Below are 18,974 nucleotides of genomic sequence, written 5' to 3'. Positions count from 1 at the left end.
GAATGAGACGATTACTAAATTTTTCCGGCATGCTCTTGCTTTTGATCTTGGCGGCCGGTTCAAGTATCTACGTTGCTTTTCAGTACGGACCGACAATTGCGGGTATTTACGGCTTTCTTATTTTCATGGTTGTGCTGACGCCCTGGTTCTTAACTGATTTGCTGGTAACATGGACAGAACTTTTTGCCCTTATTATCAGTGCCTTTATTCTTGTGGTCGGTATTTCTTATATTCCATTGAGAGACCGCTTAGTTTTGATTTTTGCTCTGCCTATTATTTTAATGATTGCCAATCGGCTGGAAGATCTGACTTTGGAGAAAAGAAGTGCTATTGCCGTTCAGACTTCTAAGGCTAAGAGCTACTATGAATATTATGCCCGCAAGGCTCAGCATTTTGATGACATTACCATTCAGACCATGCTGGTCAGCTGGGCTCATGCTGAACAGTTTAAGCAAACGCAGCCCAAAGAATACTATGCCAGTATCAAGCGGATTAACCGAGCTATCTTTAAGTCAAAAGAAGACAGCGACAGGGTCTTTTATTTGAGAAATGGTTTATTTCTTATTATTCAGACCAGCTCAGATCCCAATTGGCGTAAGGGGCTTGAAGAAGAAATCAGCATTAATCTGAGCAAGATTCGGTTTACTAACGAAAACAGTACTCATGAGATCCAATTCCAGTACGGCTATCAGTTGGTTGATCATGAAAATTGGCAGCGTTATGCCTATTATGAGGATATTCTTAGGAGGCTGGAACGTCTCTTGGAAACTCATATCATTGTAGAATATTAGGTGAGTGGAGTTATGAATTTAACAAATGTATTTTTTAATATCGGGCTTGGCATAAGTCTCTTTTTTGCGGCCTGTTTTGTCATCTTATTCATTAGCTATTTAGTTATTCTTGAAAGAGTCAATAAAAACTTTAAGGCGGTGGATGATGATTAGTCAGATTTTAATGATTATTAGTTTAATCTCAATTTGGTCTTCCTTGGCGATGGCCTTGATTATTCTTATGTCGGCAGTGCATTTCTGGTTTAAACACACTGATTTTGACGTTGACACCAGTCCTCTGCCTGAATATCCGATGATAACGGTGGTTGTTCCGGCCCATAATGAAGATGTGGTTATTGCTCAGACAGCCAAGGCTATTTTAGATATGAATTACCCTCATGACAAGATGGAAGTTATTCTCTTTGCGGATAACTGTGAAGATAATACCTATCTGGAAATGCAAAAGGTGAAAGCTCTGCCGGAATATGCTAACCGTGATTTAACCTTGATTGACCGTACCGGTACAGGCGGAAAAGCTGGCGTTTTGAATGACGCTCTTAAAATGGCTAAAGGGGATTACATCTGTGTTTACGATGCTGATGCCATGCCTGAAAGAAACGCTCTGTATTTCCTTGTACAAAAAGTGATGGAGGATCCGGAACGCCACGTTGCAGCTTTCGGACGCAATAAGACGCGTAACGCCAATCAGAATTTCTTAACACGCTGTATCAACCAAGAAATCGTTGTTACACAGCGGATTCAGCACGTTGGTATGTGGCATTTGGGTAAGATCGGCCGGATTCCCGGAACGAACTTTATCATTAACACAGAATTTGTTAAGAGTATTGGCGGCTGGCGAAACGGTGCGCTGACAGAAGATACGGACATCTCCTTTAAAATCATGCAGAGCGGAAAACTAATCGCTCTGGCTCATAATTCTGAAGCCTTCCAGCAGGAACCTGAAACGCTGAGATCTTATTACTTGCAGAGAAAACGCTGGGCTAAGGGGAATTATGAAGTGGTTATTGCCAACTTCAAACATCTGTTTGGCCGCGGCAACTGGCGTGTAAAATGGGAAGTTTTCTATTATACCTGTACCTTCTTTTGGTTTAATGCGGCCATCGTTTTATCAGATATTCTTTTCTTCTCCAATCTGATTGCTTTGTTTGTCGGCTTATTTAAACCCGGTGTGCAAATCCCGTTTGCATTTGATACGAATAATGTATACATGGCTCAGCTGCTGCTGTTTAACTGGTTCTTGATGATTCTGCTCTATTTGCTGCAGATTTCTATCTCACAGGCCACTCAATACGGTCAGGCAACTGTTCGGCAGATTTGGACGGCGCTGTTGTCCTACTTTACTTATACACAGCTCTTTATCATAGTATCAATCTCATCGATTAGTTCTGTTATCATGGATAAAATCTTACGCCGTGATGGAACGAAATGGGTTAAAACGAAACGATTTGCAGGCTAAAGGAGAAAGAAGTGAAAAAGAAGAAATTAAAATATATTTGGTTTGTCCTCTTTCTTGCAATACTGACTGCAGGATTTTACGTCATTCGTATTAAAAGCACTGATGATATGAAGCAAAATATTTATGAAGAATGGTCTAAATACTATGTGGTAACCCATGGCAAAAGCGCCTATGTGAAGACGGCAGCAAACGAAGATGAAACAACAGCCCTTTCTGAGGGACAGGGCTACGGAATGTACATTGCTGTTGAAGCTGCCCAAAAGGGTGCTGACAGTAAGTCGGAATTCAGCAAGCTCTATCAATACTATATGGATCATCGTACCGCAGGTACACAGCTGATGTCTTGGAAGCAAGACATCAAATCAGACGGTACGATTAAAGATTTGTCTAACAGTGCTACAGACGGGGATCTCTATATCGCTTATTCGCTGATTAAGGCTGCTGAACTCTGGTCAGATAAAGCGGACACCTATAAGAAACAGGCTAAGCTCCTTTTAAATGATATTTTGGCCTACAATTATAATTCAGAAACCAAATCCCTGACTGTCGGAAATTGGGCTGTTAAGGGAAGTGATTACTATGATTTGGTCAGAACATCGGATGTTCTGCCGGAGCAGTTTGATGTCTTCTATAAGTTTAGTAAAAATGACACTTGGAAGACCATTAAATCTTCAATGCTTGCTAGCTTGGAAAAAATGAGTGATCAGCACAAGTCAGGTCTTTTCCCAGACTTCATGTGGGTTCGCAAGTCCGGCGAGGTTAAGGCGGCCAAAGCCAATTTAGTTGCCAGCAAGTATGACGGTGATTATTATTACAATGCCTGCCGTATGCCTTATAACTTAGCCAGAAGCAAAGACAAGCAAAGCCGGAAGATGCTCAAAAAGATGATGAATTTCTTTATGAAACAAAAAGCCATCTATGCGGGCTATAAGCTAAACGGCAAACGCTTGGATGCTCATCAGTCTGCCAGCTTTGATGCTCCCGTCTTTTATGCGGCTAAAAAGCTGGAGCACAAATATGAGCGCCTGCACCAACAGGAAAAGAAAGTCTTTGTTGACGGTTTGTCTTCAACGAATTACTACGATTCAGCTTTGACTACCATGGCTGTTTTGGGAGACTGATGCTTTCCTGAAAAGCAGCAGGACAATTAAGAAACAATTATAAAAAGAGCGGTTTGCTTCAAACTCTGACAATCCTGTCTGAGAGCTGAGCAGCCGCTCTTTTTTTGCTATTGCGGCTGGCTTAGTTGAAGGAGTTTTGATAGAATAGACATATGATTATTTTACAAGGAAACAAGATTGAGCGCTCTTTTGCCGGTGATGTCCTCTTTGATAATATTACTATTCAAGTGGATGAACGGGATCGCATTGCCCTTGTCGGACGTAACGGTGCGGGAAAGTCAACCCTTTTAAAAATACTGGTGGGAGAAGAAGCAGCAAGCTCGGGAAGCGTTGATAAAAAGAAGGGCTTGTCCTTGTCCTACTTGGCACAGGACAGCCGTTTTGATTCGGAAAAAACCATTTTTGATGAGATGCTCCATGTTTTTGACGATTTACGTCAGGACGAAGAGCGTCTGCGTCAGCTGGAAATGAAAATGGGAGAGCTGACAGGCTCTGAATTAGATGACCTCATGCAGACCTATGACAAGCTATCCGAAGATTTCAGGATCAGGGGCGGCTTTACCTATGAGAGTGATATTCGTGCCATTTTAAATGCGTTCCAATTTGATGAGTCCATGTGGGACATGAAAATTTCAGATTTATCAGGCGGTCAGAATACGCGTCTGGCCCTAGCCAAGATGCTCTTAGAAAAGCCGGAACTGCTGGTTCTTGATGAGCCGACCAATCACTTGGATATTGAAACTATTGCCTGGCTGGAAAATTATCTGACGCATTATCAAGGAGCCTTGATTATCGTCAGCCACGACCGCTATTTCTTAGATAAAGTCGCAACCATAACGCTTGATTTAACCAAGCATTCGCTGGATCGTTATGTTGGCAATTATTCTCGTTTCATGGAGCAAAAAGCCCAGAAACTTTTAGCTGAGGAAAAACTGTTTGAAAAGCAGCAAAAGGAAATTGCCAAGTTAGAAGATTTTGTTCAGCGCAATATTGTCCGCGCTTCAACGACCAAGCGTGCCCAGTCGCGGCGTAAGCAGCTGGAAAAAATGGAGCGCTTGGAAAAGCCTGACAGCAATGCTAAAAAGGCTCACATGACCTTTAAATCAAGCAAGCCTTCCGGCAAGGACGTTTTAAAAATTAGCGACGCAGCTATTGGCTATGAGGGTGAGATTTTGTCTGCCCCTATTAATTTGGACGTCAGCAAGTATGATGCTATAGCTGTTGTCGGCCCTAACGGCATCGGCAAAACAACCCTGATAAAGTCAATTCTCGGGACCGTGCCTCTTATTAGGGGCGACGTCAAATACGGTGCTAATGTTCTGCTGGGTTATTATGACCAGACACAGTCTAATCTGACAGCGCGCAATACCGTTTTGGAAGAACTCTGGTCTGCTTTTCCGACAAGTCCGGAAGCAGACATCAGAAACCGCTTGGGAGCTTTTCTGTTTTCCGGCGATGATGTGCAAAAGACAGTTGCCATGCTGTCAGGCGGCGAAAAAGCCCGCCTGCTGCTGGCTAAATTATCCATGGAAGACAATAATTTCCTGGTTTTGGACGAACCGACCAACCACCTGGATATTGACAGCAAAGAAGTGCTTGAAAATGCCCTGATTGACTTTGACGGCACCCTCATTTTTGTCAGTCATGACCGCTATTTTATTAACCGCCTGGCGACTAAGGTCTTGGAGATTTCAGAAAATGGTTCTAAACTTTATCTGGGTGATTATGATTATTATTTAGAGAAGAAATCTGAAGAAACTGCTAAACGTGAAAATCAAGCACTTGCAGCATCAGCAGCCAATACGGCTCAAGACTATCACAGCCAAAAGGCCGGTCAAAAAGAACTTAGGAAGGTTACCCGCCGTCTTGAAGAAGTTGAGAAAACCTTGGAACAGCTTGAAAATCAGCAAGAAAGTATCAGTGAGCAGATGGCGGCAACTAACGATGCCAATCAGCTCATGGATCTGCAAGGGGAAATTGATCAGTTAGTGCTTCAGCAAGAAGAGCTTATGGAAGAATGGGCAGCCTTGTCTGAAAAGGCAGAAGAGTATAGTAGTTAAACAGCATCCTGTTTATCAGATAAAAATTGCTGATTAAATAAAAACAGCTGACAGTGCTTTGGCAGCTTGTGCCAGACAGCTAAAAAAGGGCGGAACGACTGTTCTGATCCTTGCGAATTTGAACTGTTAAATCATAGCTGCAGCCCTCCAAAGATAGATAAAAATCAAGAGAGTGAGCAAAATCAGAAATGTTTGATTTTGCTCACTCTCTTTTAGTGATGACTAGTTAGTAAATTCTGCCTTGCTTTTGACATCACCGTATTCTTCGGGGATTTCGAGACTGAGAATATCTTGATAGCTTGGCAGACTGATGTCCTGACCGTATTTGTTTTTAAGAGCTGTAGTGACCAAACGATAGGCGAGATTGGCATTGCGTGACAGCAAAGGGCCGTGAAAATAAGAACCAAAGATATTTTTATAATGAACGCCTTCGGTAGCGTCTTCCTTATTATTGCCATTGCCGTAAATCACTTTGCCCAGAGGTTTTTCATCTTCAGCCAAAAACGTCCGGCCCTGATGATTTTCAAAACCATAATAGGTTTCATTGAATTCTTCGTTGTGGATTTTAATATCACCAATATAGCGATTGTTATTCTGATTAAGCGTATAATGACCCATGACACCGATGCCGTCAATCTTTTTGCCGTCAGCTTGAATGTAGTACTGTCCTAAAAGCTGAAAACCGCCGCAGATAGCAAGGCCGACGCCGCCTTTGTCAATAAACCGTCCGATAGCCTCTTTTTTACCGGGCAGATCCTTGGCGACGATAGACTGTTCATAGTCTTGGCCGCCGCCGAAGAAAATCATATCGTAGTCCTTTTCGTTAAAGGAATCTCCCAGTGAGACAATATCAAAAGTCATTTGAGCCTTTAATTTTTCACCGACATACTTGAGCATCAGTACATTGCCGTTATCGCCGTATGTGTTGAGCAGATTGCCATAGAGATGGGCAACTTTGAGCTGATAGCGATAATCAGGCCTGTCAGGAGATTGTAAAGATGTATAAACCATTAGTTCATCTCCTTTCCGACAGCGTGTTTGCTTGCTAAGAGACTGCGAAATTCCAGCATGGCAGTATAAGTTGCCAGAATATAAGCATGGTCTGTTTCCTGCTGTTCAATCATCGTCATAATATCCTCTAATTTTTCAGCCTGATGGATTTTATTTTCATCATATCCTGTTACCCGCAGACGTCTGGCAATTTCTGAATGGCGGATGCCGCCTGCAAAGATTTCAGGGATATCCATCTCTAAGATGCTTTCAAAATTGGCATCCCAAATCCAGCTGGTATCAATTCCGTCAGCATAATTAGCATTGAGAAGCACAGACAAGCTGAAAGGATAAGGAGCCAATTTTATCATATCAAGCGCCTGACTGGCACCGACAGGATTTTTGATGAGAATCAGCGTACAGGATTTATTGCCGATTTTAAAGGTTTCCTGGCGGCCAAAGACAGCACGGCTCTTGTCAAAACCAGCCTTAATCTGTTCCGGTTCAACCCCGAAAAATTCGGCGACAGCAACAGCAGCTAAGGCATTGTAAATATTATAAAGGCCGCCGACGTTAATCTTGTAGCTGTTCTTATCAATGATAAATTCAGAAGCTGTATTGGTAATCTTGGTCAGATCCGTCAGTGCATAGTCCAGCTGAGGCCGCTCAAAGCCGCAGTTCTGGCAGATATAATCCCCCAGATTAGCATAGGTGTTGAAGCGGTATTTTAAGATATGCTGGCAGTTGGGACAGAGAATACCTTCCGTATTGTAATGTGCCAATTCAGGTTCATGCTTGTCAATGTCAAAGCCGTAGTAGCGCATAGGATTGACCGTTTTGACAGAATGAAAAAGCGGACTGTCTCCGTTAGCCAAAATAACAGCTTCAGGAGCCTTGGCTGCACCGTCTAAAATCATCTGATAGGTGGTATAAATTTCTCCGTAACGGTCCATCTGATCACGAAAGATGTTGGTGAAGACGAAAAGACTGGGTGTCAGGTATTCTGTAATCTTAGGGAGGCTGGCCTCATCAATCTCTAAGACCGCAATCTTTTTGCCGTTCTTGCTTTTTTTAGCGGTTAAAAAGGTCGCTGTAATTCCTGTAATCATATTGGCACCGCTGGGATTCGTCAGCACCTCGCCGTAGGCTTCCTTCAAAATACCGACTGTCAAAGCAGTGGTCAGGGTTTTACCATTGGTTCCGGTGACAACGACGATTTCGTAATCCTTAGCCAGAGTGTTTAAAATATCTTTATCGCATTGAAGAGCAATTTTCCCCGGCAAAGTTGATCCGCGGCCCAATTTACTGAGAACAAAATGGGCTGTTTTACCGGCAATAATGCCTAATTGTGTTTTAAGAGTCATAAGAACATTTTATCATAAAAAAAGAGTTTGAGATACAGAAAAATCGCTTGAAAAGTGATATAATGGTAAAGCATGTATTTAGCTAGTTTTTACTAAAAGAGAGAATTGTATGAGTACTTTATTTGATGTTAATGCTAATTTTTGGGCCAGTCTGTTTGACAGCCCGCTGAAAATTTTAATTCACGTCCTTGATATTGCCATCGTATCCTGGCTGATTTACAAATTTATCAAGGCTCTGGCCGGGACTAAGGTCATGGCGCTGGTTCAAGGGGTTGTCTTATTTGTTCTTTTTAAATTTATAGCAGAATTTCTGGGATTTACGACAATCGCCTTTTTGATGAATCAGGTGATTACTTACGGGGTTATCGCCGGCGTTATTATCTTTGCTCCTGAAATTCGTTCGGGGCTGGAACGTTTCGGCCGAACGCCCCAGTCGCTCATTCAAAGACAGCCGCTCAGCGATGAGGAAAAGCTAGTCAATGCTTTTGTAAAAGCTGTTGCTTATATGAGCCCGCGAAAAATAGGAGCATTGGTTGCTGTTGAAGAGACGCAGACCCTGCAGGAATATATTGCGACGGGAATTCCCTTGGATGCAGATGTTTCAGGAGAGCTGCTGATTAATATTTTCATTCCTAATACGCCCTTGCATGATGGAGCTGTCATCGTTCAAAACAATAAGATTGCGGCTTCCTGTGCCTATCTGCCTCTCTCTGAGTCCAGCCATATTTCCAAAGAATTTGGAACAAGGCACCGGGCAGCTATCGGACTTTCTGAAAACTCTGATGCCTTTACCTTCGTCGTTTCTGAGGAAACAGGAGCTATATCCATTGCCTACAAAGGAGATTTTGTCCACGATCTGTCTATCGACGCTTTTGAAGTCTTGCTGCGTGATCATTTTATCAAAGAAGAACCTAAGAAAAAGAACCGTCTGAAACAATTCTTTGGAGGTCAACATCATGGTTAAACGAATTTTTACAAAACGCCTGGGGCTGGCTCTTGTTTCAATCTTCTTTGCAGTTTTGCTGTTTTTAACAGCTAATTCTGTTAATTACAGTTCAAGAAATCAAACGAGCGGCCTCTTGCAGACCTACAGCCATACCTTGGAAAATGTTCCTATTGATATCAAGTATGACAGCAATAAATACTTTATCAGCGGTTATTCCTATGATACAGAAGTCTACCTGACCTCCACCAATCGGGTTAAATTAGATTCTGAAATCAATGATGACACCAGACATTTTAAAGTAGTAGCTGACTTATCCAATGCCAGAGAAGGAACCAACAGAGTGCCGCTGGAAGTAAAAGATCTTCCGAGCGGCGTCAGTGCGGAGTCTTCACCGACTACGATAACGGTAAATGTCGGCAAGAAAAAGACGAAGACTTTTAGAGTTGAAGGAAAGGTTACTGCTGATCAGATCGCAGACGGCTACAGACTGGAAAAGGTATCAACCGGTGTGTCTGAGGTGGAGGTAACCAGTGATGAAGCAACCATCAATCAAATTGATCATGTAGCGGCTATTTTGCCGGAAGAGCAGATCCTGTCCAAGGATTACAGCAGCATGGTGACCCTGCAGGCGGTTTCTGAAAGCGGCAAAATTTTGCCAAGTATCATTAATCCAACTAAAACAGACTTGGATGTTGATGTGGGGGAACTGTCAAAAACCGTTCCGATTGTTGTTGAACTGATCGGTCAGCTCAACAATAGTCTGTCAGACATTCGCTATGAACTGCAGACTAAAGAAGCCGTTGTCTACGGTAAACAGGCCGAACTTGATAAGACACCTTACGTTAAAGTTAAAGTCAATATTTCCGATGTCACCAAGGATACAACTAAGACTGTTAATCTGTCGGCCGGAAAACTTAAGGTCAGTCCTGATAAAGTTGCGGTTAAGTTGACAGCAAAGAAAAAATAATATTATAATGACATTAGATTAAAGGGAGGAAGATGCCTAGCATCAAATAATTATGGGAAAATATTTTGGTACCGACGGTGTGCGCGGTGAAGCAAATGTTGAGTTAACGCCGGAGTTAGCCTTTAAACTCGGCCGTTTTGGCGGTTATGTGCTCAGTCAGCATGAAAAAGAAAATCCAACAGTTTTTGTAGCGCGTGATACACGTATTTCAGGTCAGATGCTTGAAAGTGCTCTGGTTGCAGGCCTTTTATCAGCAGGGATTGAGGTCTATCAGCTGGGAGTTTTAGCAACACCCGGTGTGTCTTACTTGGTTCGCACCGAGAAGGCCAGTGCCGGTGTTATGATTTCGGCCAGCCATAACCCCGCCTTGGATAACGGCATTAAATTCTTTGGCAGCGATGGTTTTAAACTGGATGATGACCGTGAACTGGAAATTGAAGCACTTTTGGATGCTGAAGAGGACACTCTGCCGCGGCCAAGTGCGGCTGGTTTAGGAAGACTGATTGACTATCCTGAGGGTGTCCGTAAGTATGAAAAATTCCTCGTTTCTACCGGTGTAGATTTGGAAGGGATGAAGGTTGCTATTGATGCAGCCAACGGTGCAGCCTCGTCATCGGCACGTCAGGTCTTTCTAGATTTAAATGCGGACATTACCGTCATTGGCGATGAGCCTGATGGTCTTAATATCAATGATGGTGTGGGCTCAACCCATCCTGAACAGCTGCAGGAGCTGGTTAGAGAATCTGGTGCAGCTGTCGGACTTGCCTTTGATGGCGACAGTGACCGTCTTATTGCTGTTGATGAAAATGGTGAGATTGTTGATGGCGATAAGATTATGTATATTATCGGTAAGTATCTTGCTGAAAAAGGAAAACTGGCTAAAAACACTATCGTGACAACAGTCATGTCCAATATCGGTTTTCACAAGGCGCTGGATCGGGAAAATATCAACGAGGAGATTACTGCAGTTGGTGACCGCTATGTCGTTGAGGAAATGCGCCGCTCCGGCTATAATCTGGGCGGAGAACAGTCCGGCCATGTGATTATCATGGACTATAACACTACCGGAGACGGTCAGCTGACAGCCATCCAGCTGACCAAGGTCATGAAAGAAACCGGGAAGTCTCTGTCCGAATTAGCCGGTGAAGTCACCATCTATCCGCAAAAACTGGTCAACATTCGTGTTGAAAACGGTATGAAGGATAAGGCTATGGATGTACCGCTGATTGCAAATGTGATTGAAAAGATGGAAACAGAGATGGCTGGCAACGGCCGCATTCTGGTTCGTCCGAGCGGAACAGAACCGCTTTTGCGTATCATGGCAGAGGCGCCTAGTCTCGAAGAGGTTGACTATTATGTTGATACGATTGCTAGGGTCGTAGAAGCAGAAATCGGCATTTAAAACAAGGCTGGCCTTAATTGCCAATGATGCTGTTTTGTATCATGAAGAATATAATAGGAGTCGAAAGCAGCTTTATTCGGCTCCTTTTTGTTTGCAGGCATTGAGCTGTCTGGATAAGTGTCAGAAAGTATAATTTGTGCTATACTAAACGTAGATTAGAAAATGTAAGCGTTTAATAAATGAGAAGGGGTGATTTCATGGCAGATAAGATGACTCAGGTGGTTGAGGATTCTTTGGCAGAAGCTAAAGAGCTGGCAGTGTCTCACCGCAATTATCAGGTGGATATTCCTCACCTATGGTCAGTTTTAGTGCGGCCTGAGCAGTTTGCTTTTCAGTTTTATGAATCTGTAGGAATAAACGGCCATCAGCTGCTGAACGTGATTGACCAGGAAGTTGCCAAAATCCCTGCTTTTTCAACTACCGAAAAAAGCAGCTACGCACGTCTGTACAGCCAGCGTCTGAAAAACCTTCTGGATGATGCACAGAAAGAGATGACGGATTTAGGCGATCAGGTTATAACTGCAGAACACCTCATTCTGGCGCTTTTTAACCAGCAGCGCAATCCAATCACCGTTTTTTTGCTGGAACATGGACTTACCAAAGATATGCTCTATCAAAAAATGAACAAGATGCGTAAGGGAAAGCCGGCGATTTCTTCCAATCAAGAGGCCATTTACGATGCTTTAGAGAAATACGCTGTTAATCTTAACCAGCGTATTCTGGACGGGCACGCCAATAAAATTATTGGCCGTCAGGATGAAATCAACGACATCATTCGAATCTTATCGCGGAAAACCAAAAACAATGCTGTTTTAGTAGGAAATCCGGGTGTCGGCAAAACGGCTGTTATGGAAGGCTTTGTTCAGCGTCTGGTCAAAAATCAGGTGCCTAAAAATCTCCAAGGCAAGCTGATTTACAGTCTTGATATGGGAGCTCTGCTGGCCGGAACTAAATATCGAGGCGAATTTGAAGAGCGGTTTAAGGCTCTCTTAAATGACATTATAGCGTCTGAAGGCAGAATTATTCTTTTTGTGGATGAGATTCATTCGATTGTCAGTGCCGGCCGGACAGAAGGTTCGGTTGATGCCGCCAGTATTTTAAAACCGCTTCTGGCAAGAGGCGATATTCGGATTTTAGGCTCAACCACCTATGCGGAATATCGGGAAAGCATTGAGTATGATAAGGCTCTGGAAAGACGTTTCCAAAGAATTCTGATCCACGAACCGGATACAGAGCAGACCATGGAGATTTTAAAGGGTCTGCAGCCGATGTATGAGAACTTTCACGGGGTCAGGCTTGCCGAAGACACGCTGGAGGCAGCAGTATCACTGTCCAAACGTTATATTTCTGATCGTTTTTTGCCGGACAAGGCTTTGGACTTGATTGATGAGGCCTGTGCGGTCAAGCAAATTGCTGCCAGAGCCTATCCTAAGCAGATAGATGACTTGTCTGTTCAGATTGTTTCTCAGAAAATTCATCTGCTGCGCTTGGCCGATTCTGAAGAAGCAGCCCCGTTAACAGAGCGCTTAGCAAAATTGGAAGAGCAGAAAAAGGCTTTGTTGGCACAGTGGCAAAATGAGCGCCAGCTTTTGGATCAGGAGCAGGAAATTCAGCGGCAGCTGGCAGACTTAGAAGATCAAGCTGACCGTGCCTTAGAAGAAGATCAGATCGCTGAGTACGTTGATTTAAAAGACAGTAAAATTGCAAACCAGCGTCACATTATTGAGGATTTGGAGCAGAAGCGCCTGTCTCAAACAGCAATGATCGATGTTTTAGTCACCAGAGAAGATATTGCCGCCATTGTTGAGCGCTTGACTGGTATAAAGGTGCAAGGTGTTATGGAAAACGAACGTGACCGTCTCTTGCATCTGGAAGATTTGCTGCATGAAAAAATCATCGGGCAAAATCAGGCTGTGCAAAAGGTATCACAGGCTATTATCCGTTCGCGTGCCGGGATTCAAAATCCTAAACGGCCGATCGGCTCTTTCCTTTTTTTGGGGCCGACAGGTGTCGGAAAGACTGCCTTAGCCAAACGCCTAGCTGAAGTACTCTTTGGCAGTGAACTTGAAATGGTGCGTCTGGATATGTCTGAATATATGGAAAAGCATGCCGTTGCCCGTTTGGTGGGACCGCCTCCGGGCTATGTCGGCTATGAAGAAGGCGGCCAGCTGACAGAAGCAGTGCGGCAGCGGCTGTATTCTATCGTTCTTCTTGATGAGATTGAAAAAGCCCATCCGGACGTTTTCAATACCCTGCTGCAGGTTCTGGATGAGGGTCGGCTGACAGACTCTAAAGGACGGACCATTGACTTTAAAAATACTATTTTGATTATGACCAGCAATATTGGTTCATCCAAAATTTTACAGAGCCTGCAGAACTATGGCCGGCTGACAGACGAAGTTCGCAAAGAAGTTTTGGAGGAGTTAAATCACAGTTTCAGGCCTGAATTTCTCAATCGGATTGATGAGACTGTTGTCTTTAATGCGCTCTCTGCAGAAAATATGATCGGTGTGGTTAAGGTCATGATTGCTGATTTGCAAACACGTCTCTTGGATCAAGATGTCCATCTGGAGCTGACAGAGCCTGTTTACGCATTTCTGGCACAAAAGGGATTTGATGTGGCCTTTGGCGCCCGTCCAATACAGAGAACGATCATGCAGGAATTGGAAAATCCGCTTGCCCTGCACATTATTAAGAATCAGACGGACTCTAAAAAAGAGCTCTATGCTAAGGTGTCGCTTGAAAATGACAAGCTCTCCTTTAGCTTTTCTTAATTTTCTAATATTTCACTAATTTTTCAGTCTTTTTAAAAAACAAACCATCGGTTAATGCATTGATAAAGCGCATTAGCTGATGGTTTTTTAGCTTAAAAAAGTATGATAAAAAGAAATTTCACAAACTTTTTTTGCTTGAAATTCCCTATGGAAAGTACTACAATCAAGTTAGAGAAAGCGTTTTCAACAACAATATATAATGCCCTTTAGTTTTTGGAGAAAGGAGCGTGATATTTTGGCTAAGTACGACGTTTTAATTATTGGTGCCGGACCTGGAGGCTATGTTGCCGCTGAAGAAGCTGCCAGGCTTGGCAAGAAGGTTGCCGTTGTTGAAAAGAAGTTTATCGGCGGTACCTGTCTGAATGTCGGCTGTATTCCCTCAAAGGCCTACCTTCAGCACAGCCATTGGCTCTTGTCAATGAAGGAAGCCGCAAAGCACGGAATTTCAACCAATCTTGAAGGGATTGATTTTGAAAAGTTAGTCAATCGTAAAGATCAGGTTGTCTCTGCCTTGCAGGGCGGCATCCATGCGACGTTTAAAACACTGAAAATTGATTACTATGAAGGTGAGGCGATATTTGATAAGGATAAGACTTTCATCGTCAATGGCGAAAAAATTTCAGGAAAAGATGTCATTCTGGCAACCGGAAGCTATCCGTTTATTCCGCCTATTAATGGGATTGACTCGGCAGCCTATCTGACAACAGACACTTTTTTTAGTCTAAAGGTTCTGCCGAAAAAATTTGTCATTATCGGCGGCGGTGTGATTGCTATTGAATTGGCTTTTGCCATGAAACCGCTGGGTGTGGACGTTACAGTTGTCGAAGTGGCACCGCAAATTCTCTTAACAGAGGATGAAGCTGCGCGCAGCATTATCAGAAATAAGCTAAAGGCATTAGGAGTGCGTATCTTTGAAGGCGCTTCAATAAAGGAAGTGACGAAACAGGCAGTTGTTCTGGAAGACGGCGGCGCTCAGGAGTTTGACCAATTATTGGTAGCGACAGGGCGCAAGCCAAATACAAAACTGGCTCAGAAAATGGGTGCTGCTTTGACAGAGCGAGGATTCATCAAGGTTGATGACTACTATGAAACATCAATTCCCCATGTCTACGCTATTGGTGATCTGACAGAAAGTTATATGTTGGCTCATGTTGCCAGCATGGAAGGCATCAAGGCAGTCAAGGCTATTTGCCGCAGGGCAGAAGAGCCTGTAGATGCTCTGGGTGTGCCGCGGTCGCTGTATACAAGCCCGGAAGTGGCCTCTTTTGGGCTCAGTGAAGAAGAAGCCAAAGAACAGGGATATGATGTTCAGGCTGAGCAGCTGCCGTTTTCGTTCAACGGCCGGGCTCTGGCAGCAGCCGAATCAGAAGGATTTGTAAAACTCATCTCAGAAAGGAGGTACCATCAACTATTAGGAGCTGTTATTGTTGGCGAGCACGCAACAGATTTACTGCAGCAGCTGATTTTACTGAGGCAGGCAGAGGGAACCTTGGATCAAGTTGTTGACACTGTCTTTGCTCACCCAACTATTTCAGAACTGATACAGGAAGTTGCTAAACGAATTGTTCAGTAAAGACTTTAACATAGGAGGGAAGCAGAATGCCAAACTATAAAGATTTACCACAAGAATTAACGAGAACCAGAAGCAATACATCTGTTTCAGAACTTGTTGACCTGAGGGTTCACACGGCAACGGACATTGAAGCTGAGGAAGTTTCAAAAGAACAGGCTAAGGACATGTACAAGACCATGTGGGATATCCGGAATTTCGAAGAAAATGCCCGCCGCTTCTTTGCAGCTGGACAAATTCCGGGCTTTGTTCACCTTTATGCAGGTGAAGAAGCAGTCGCTACAGGGGTCTGTGCTAATCTGACAGATAAGGACTATATTACCAGTACTCACCGCGGCCACGGCCACTGTGTGGCTAAGGGCGGCGATCTGAAAGGAATGATGGCTGAAATTTTCGGTAAGGCGACCGGTCTTGGCAAAGGCAAGGGTGGCTCCATGCACATTGCGGACATCGATAAGGGAATTCTGGGTGCCAACGGTATGGTTGGCGGCGGTTTTGGTCTGGCGACCGGAGCAGCTATGCGCAACAAGTATCTCAAAACCGACAATGTCGCTGTCTGCTTTTTCGGTGACGGTGCCGCTAATGAAGGGCTGTTCCACGAATGCCTGAATATGGCATCTATTTGGAAACTGCCTGTCATCTTTGTCAATGAAAATAACCTCTTTGCTGAATCTACACCTCAGTGGTATTCATCCGCATCTCCAACAATTGCTGAAAGAGCTCTGGCTTACGACATGCCGGGTATCCGGGTTAACGGTAAGGACCTCTTTGCTGTTTATCAAGTGGCTAAAGAAGCAGTTGAACGGGCCAGAAGGGGTGAAGGACCAACTCTTATCGAAGCTGTTACTTACCGTAATTACGGTCACTTTGAAGGTGATGAGCAAAAATACAAGGCACCAGACGGTGAAGAAAAAGAATGGGCAGATGTTGATCCTTTGGAAGTCTTCCGTGATCATGTGATTGAACACGATCTGCTGACTGAAGAAGAATTGAACGAAATTCTGGAAGAATCTAGAAAAGACGTCGAAGAGGCTATCCAATACGCTCAAGACAGTCCGATTCCTGCTCCAGAATCCCTGCTTGAAGATGTATTTGCTGAGTAAATGAAGGAGGTTAGAAATGGCTAGAGAACTGTTATTTATGAAAGCAATTAACGAAGCGCTTGATATGGCAATGGCCAAAGATGACACAGTTGTTTTACTTGGTGAAGATATCGCAGGCGGTGTCAAAGTTAAACATTTGGAAGAACAAAATGAAGAAGCTTGGGGCGGTGTTATGGGCGTTACCACCGGACTTATGCCTAAATACGGCCGTGACCGTGTTATTGACACCCCTCTTTCAGAACATGGCTATATGTCAGCTGCAGTTGGGATGGCTCTGACGGGCTTACGTCCGATTCCTGAACTTATGTTCAATGATTTCTTGGGCTTTTGCTTTGATGCTCTGATCGGTCAAGGATCCAAAGTACGCTACATGTTCGGCGGTAAGGCCAAGGTGCCCATGACTGTAAGGACCATGCACGGTGCGGGAGCTTCAGCAGCTGCTCAGCACTCAGGTTCCTACTATGGTATTTTCGGATCGATTCCGGGCCTTAAGGTCGTTGTTCCGGCAACACCTTATGATGCTAAAGGTCTTCTTCTTTCATCTATTGAAGACAACAACATTGTCATCTTTTCAGAAGACAAGACTCTCTACGGATTAAAAGGTGAAGTACCGGAAGAATACTATACGGTTCCAATCGGTAAAGCTGCTGTCCGCCGTGAAGGCAGTGATTTAACTATTGTAACGATCGGCAAGATGCTCTATGTGGCTTATGAAGTAGCTGACCGTTTGGCCCAAGACGGTATTTCTGTTGAAGTGATTGACCTGAGAACTGTTGCACCTTGGGATCAGGAAACAGTCATCGAATCGGTTAAGAAGACAGGGCGCTTGATTGTTGTGGATGAATCCAATCCGCATAACAACACCGCGACAGATATTGCTTCTGTTGTCAATGATAAAGCATTTGACTACTTAGACGGCCCAATTAAATGTGTCTGTGCACCAAATGTGCCGGTGCCATTTGCTACCAATCTTGAACAATTATACATCCCTAATGCAGACCGTGTCATTGAAGAAGCAGCTGAATTGATTGATGACTTGAAGGCCTAGAAGGGGGGATAATATGGCAACAGAAATTGTGATGCCTAAATTAGGTTTAACGATGTCAGAAGGACTGATTAACAAATGGATTGTCAAAGAAGGCGATACCGTTGCTGCGGGCGATCCTGTGTTGGAAATCAGTTCTGAAAAATTAACAAGTGAAGTTGAAGCTCCGGCAGCCGGCGTCATTTTAAAAATTGTCAGAGGTGAAGGAGAAACGGTTCCTTGCAAGCAAGTCATTGCCTGGGTAGGCCAAAAAGGTGAAGCTGTTCCCGATGCAGAAAGTACAGAGCCTGAACCGGATCTGACAGCAGAAGAGAGCAGCACTTCTTCAACCGCAACTGAAGCGACAGAAGCAGCTCCGGCTGCTGCAGCTGTCAAGCATGAAGGCGGACGTATCTTTATCACACCGTTGGCACGTAAAATTGCTGAGGAGAAGGGTCTGGATATTTCTTATATCAAAGGAACAGGCGGCAATGGCCGGATTACACGGCGGGACGTTGAAGCCTTTAATCCGGCAAGTGTTCCGGCTGCTAAGCCTGCTGCTGTCAGGGCAGCTGCTCCTGTGTCCGCTGCCTACGGAGCTGGTCTGACAGGTATGCGCAAGGTTATTGCTGAACGCATGATGAACAGCCTGCAGACAAGTGCGCAGCTAACCATTCACCGTAAGGCTGATGTCACGTCTTTGCTGGCTTTTAGAAAAGATATTCAGTCTAAGGTTAAGGAACCGCTGGAAAATGGTGAAATTGGAATTACAACACTTTTAACCAAGGCGGTTACCAAAGCCTTGCGAGACCACCCGGAAGCCAATGCCTGGTATGCTGACGGGCAGTATCAAGTCCAATCAGAAATTCACATTGGTATAGCGACTGCTTTAAGCGATGGTTTAGTAGTACCGGTTATCCGTAATGCAGACAAGCGGACCTTGTCGGATTTGGGCCGGACTATTAAAGAACAGGCAGCACAAGCTAGAAAAGGAACTCTGGATGCTTCTCTTTATTCGGGTTCAACATTCAGTATTACCAGCCTTGGCGGTCAGGGCGTTGAATACTTCACGCCAATTCTAAATACACCGGAAGTGGCTATCTTAGGTGTTGGTACTATTCAAAAAGCTCTTGCTTTGGATGAAGAAGGACAGGTAGTTGAAAAACAATACCTGCCGCTCAGCCTGAGTATTGACCATCAAGTTTTAGATGGGGCACCTGCTGCTGAATTCTTAGGAACAATTGTTTCCTACTTGGAAGACGCTTACAGCCTCATATTCTAACTAGCTGCAGACCTTACAGCTAAGCATGTAAAGAGTTTGGGACAAAAGTCTCAAACTCTTTCAATTTATGAAGTATCACATATTTAACGCAGTGGTTTATTGGAAGTCCTTATCCCTTGCTACG

At 44.1% G+C, this 18,974-nt stretch carries 14 protein-coding genes; 12 read left to right on the top strand and 2 right to left on the bottom strand.

What is annotated here, in order from left to right:
- The first annotated feature begins 2 nt into the window (after positions 1-2).
- The 4 genes from G573_RS0110460 to G573_RS0110440 all read left to right on the top strand — a co-directional run bounded on the left by G573_RS0110460 (position 3) and on the right by G573_RS0110440 (position 5,428).
- Positions 3-791, top strand: a complete 789-nt coding sequence (locus tag G573_RS0110460; protein ID WP_027976682.1) for a hypothetical protein — start codon at positions 3-5, stop codon at positions 789-791.
- Between the two features lie 145 nt (positions 792-936).
- Complete coding sequence (locus G573_RS0110450; RefSeq protein WP_027976681.1) at positions 937-2,247, top strand: glycosyltransferase family 2 protein; 1,311 nt, start codon at positions 937-939, stop codon at positions 2,245-2,247.
- Positions 2,248-2,258: 11 nt separating this feature from the next.
- Entirely contained in the window at positions 2,259-3,368 is a 1,110-nt protein-coding gene (locus tag G573_RS0110445) for a family 8 glycosyl hydrolase (protein WP_027976680.1), read from the top strand.
- 152 nt (positions 3,369-3,520) lie between these two features.
- Positions 3,521-5,428 carry an ABC-F family ATP-binding cassette domain-containing protein gene (locus tag G573_RS0110440; protein WP_027976679.1) on the top strand — a complete coding sequence of 636 codons (1,908 nt, stop codon included), beginning with the start codon at positions 3,521-3,523 and terminating at the stop codon, positions 5,426-5,428.
- Between the two features lie 222 nt (positions 5,429-5,650).
- Here the strand turns inward: G573_RS0110440 and gatD are convergent, their stop codons facing one another.
- The gene (gene gatD / locus G573_RS0110435; RefSeq protein ID WP_027976678.1) at positions 5,651-6,439 is read right to left on the bottom strand and encodes a lipid II isoglutaminyl synthase subunit GatD; all 789 of its coding nucleotides are present in this window, start codon (positions 6,437-6,439) and stop codon (positions 5,651-5,653) included.
- On the bottom strand, positions 6,439-7,782 hold the full coding sequence (murT, locus tag G573_RS0110430; protein WP_027976677.1) for a lipid II isoglutaminyl synthase subunit MurT: 1,344 nt from the start codon (positions 7,780-7,782) through the stop codon (positions 6,439-6,441). The genes gatD and murT overlap by 1 nt, the downstream gene beginning before the upstream one ends.
- Before the next feature lie 109 nt (positions 7,783-7,891).
- Between murT and cdaA the strand changes: the two genes are divergently transcribed.
- The 8 genes from cdaA (at position 7,892) to G573_RS0110390 (ending at position 18,850) form a co-directional block, all read left to right on the top strand.
- Positions 7,892-8,746: a diadenylate cyclase CdaA gene (gene cdaA, locus G573_RS0110425; RefSeq protein WP_027976676.1), complete on the top strand. Its 855-nt coding sequence runs from the start codon at positions 7,892-7,894 to the stop codon at positions 8,744-8,746.
- Positions 8,739-9,695, top strand: a complete 957-nt coding sequence (locus tag G573_RS0110420; protein ID WP_027976675.1) for a CdaR family protein — start codon at positions 8,739-8,741, stop codon at positions 9,693-9,695. The genes cdaA and G573_RS0110420 overlap by 8 nt, the downstream gene beginning before the upstream one ends.
- Before the next feature lie 52 nt (positions 9,696-9,747).
- A complete protein-coding gene (gene glmM, locus G573_RS0110415) occupies positions 9,748-11,097 on the top strand; it encodes a phosphoglucosamine mutase (RefSeq protein ID WP_027976674.1) in 1,350 nt (449 codons plus the stop codon).
- A gap of 197 nt (positions 11,098-11,294) precedes the next feature.
- A complete protein-coding gene (locus G573_RS0110410) occupies positions 11,295-13,871 on the top strand; it encodes an ATP-dependent Clp protease ATP-binding subunit (RefSeq protein WP_027976673.1) in 2,577 nt (858 codons plus the stop codon).
- 235 nt (positions 13,872-14,106) lie between these two features.
- Positions 14,107-15,444 carry a dihydrolipoyl dehydrogenase gene (lpdA, locus tag G573_RS0110405; protein WP_027976672.1) on the top strand — a complete coding sequence of 446 codons (1,338 nt, stop codon included), beginning with the start codon at positions 14,107-14,109 and terminating at the stop codon, positions 15,442-15,444.
- A gap of 26 nt (positions 15,445-15,470) precedes the next feature.
- Positions 15,471-16,544 carry a thiamine pyrophosphate-dependent dehydrogenase E1 component subunit alpha gene (locus tag G573_RS0110400; RefSeq protein WP_027976671.1) on the top strand — a complete coding sequence of 358 codons (1,074 nt, stop codon included), beginning with the start codon at positions 15,471-15,473 and terminating at the stop codon, positions 16,542-16,544.
- A 16-nt stretch (positions 16,545-16,560) separates the two neighbouring features.
- The gene (locus G573_RS0110395; RefSeq protein ID WP_027976670.1) at positions 16,561-17,592 is read left to right on the top strand and encodes an alpha-ketoacid dehydrogenase subunit beta; all 1,032 of its coding nucleotides are present in this window, start codon (positions 16,561-16,563) and stop codon (positions 17,590-17,592) included.
- A 13-nt stretch (positions 17,593-17,605) separates the two neighbouring features.
- Positions 17,606-18,850 (top strand): dihydrolipoamide acetyltransferase family protein, encoded by a 1,245-nt coding sequence (locus tag G573_RS0110390; protein ID WP_027976669.1) that lies wholly within the window; start codon positions 17,606-17,608, stop codon positions 18,848-18,850.
- Positions 18,851-18,974 lie beyond the last annotated feature (124 nt).

The sequence above is a fragment of the Streptococcus devriesei DSM 19639 genome, assembly GCF_000423725.1.
GTDB classification, from domain to species: domain Bacteria; phylum Bacillota; class Bacilli; order Lactobacillales; family Streptococcaceae; genus Streptococcus; species Streptococcus devriesei.
This window is presented reverse-complemented; position numbering and strand designations above follow the sequence as displayed.

What these genes read in the sequence shown, in the direction of transcription:
- G573_RS0110460 (WP_027976682.1), top strand. Translation starts at nt 3, where the DNA reads ATGAGACGATTACTAAATTTTTCCGGCATGCTCTTGCTTTTGATCTTG.
- G573_RS0110450 (WP_027976681.1), top strand. Translation starts at nt 937, where the DNA reads ATGATTAGTCAGATTTTAATGATTATTAGTTTAATCTCAATTTGGTCT.
- G573_RS0110440 (WP_027976679.1), top strand. Translation starts at nt 3,521, where the DNA reads ATGATTATTTTACAAGGAAACAAGATTGAGCGCTCTTTTGCCGGTGAT.
- gatD (WP_027976678.1), bottom strand. Translation starts at nt 6,439, where the DNA reads ATGGTTTATACATCTTTACAATCTCCTGACAGGCCTGATTATCGCTAT.
- murT (WP_027976677.1), bottom strand. Translation starts at nt 7,782, where the DNA reads ATGACTCTTAAAACACAATTAGGCATTATTGCCGGTAAAACAGCCCAT.
- cdaA (WP_027976676.1), top strand. Translation starts at nt 7,892, where the DNA reads ATGAGTACTTTATTTGATGTTAATGCTAATTTTTGGGCCAGTCTGTTT.
- G573_RS0110420 (WP_027976675.1), top strand. Translation starts at nt 8,739, where the DNA reads ATGGTTAAACGAATTTTTACAAAACGCCTGGGGCTGGCTCTTGTTTCA.
- glmM (WP_027976674.1), top strand. Translation starts at nt 9,748, where the DNA reads ATGGGAAAATATTTTGGTACCGACGGTGTGCGCGGTGAAGCAAATGTT.
- G573_RS0110410 (WP_027976673.1), top strand. Translation starts at nt 11,295, where the DNA reads ATGGCAGATAAGATGACTCAGGTGGTTGAGGATTCTTTGGCAGAAGCT.
- G573_RS0110400 (WP_027976671.1), top strand. Translation starts at nt 15,471, where the DNA reads ATGCCAAACTATAAAGATTTACCACAAGAATTAACGAGAACCAGAAGC.
- G573_RS0110395 (WP_027976670.1), top strand. Translation starts at nt 16,561, where the DNA reads ATGGCTAGAGAACTGTTATTTATGAAAGCAATTAACGAAGCGCTTGAT.
- G573_RS0110390 (WP_027976669.1), top strand. Translation starts at nt 17,606, where the DNA reads ATGGCAACAGAAATTGTGATGCCTAAATTAGGTTTAACGATGTCAGAA.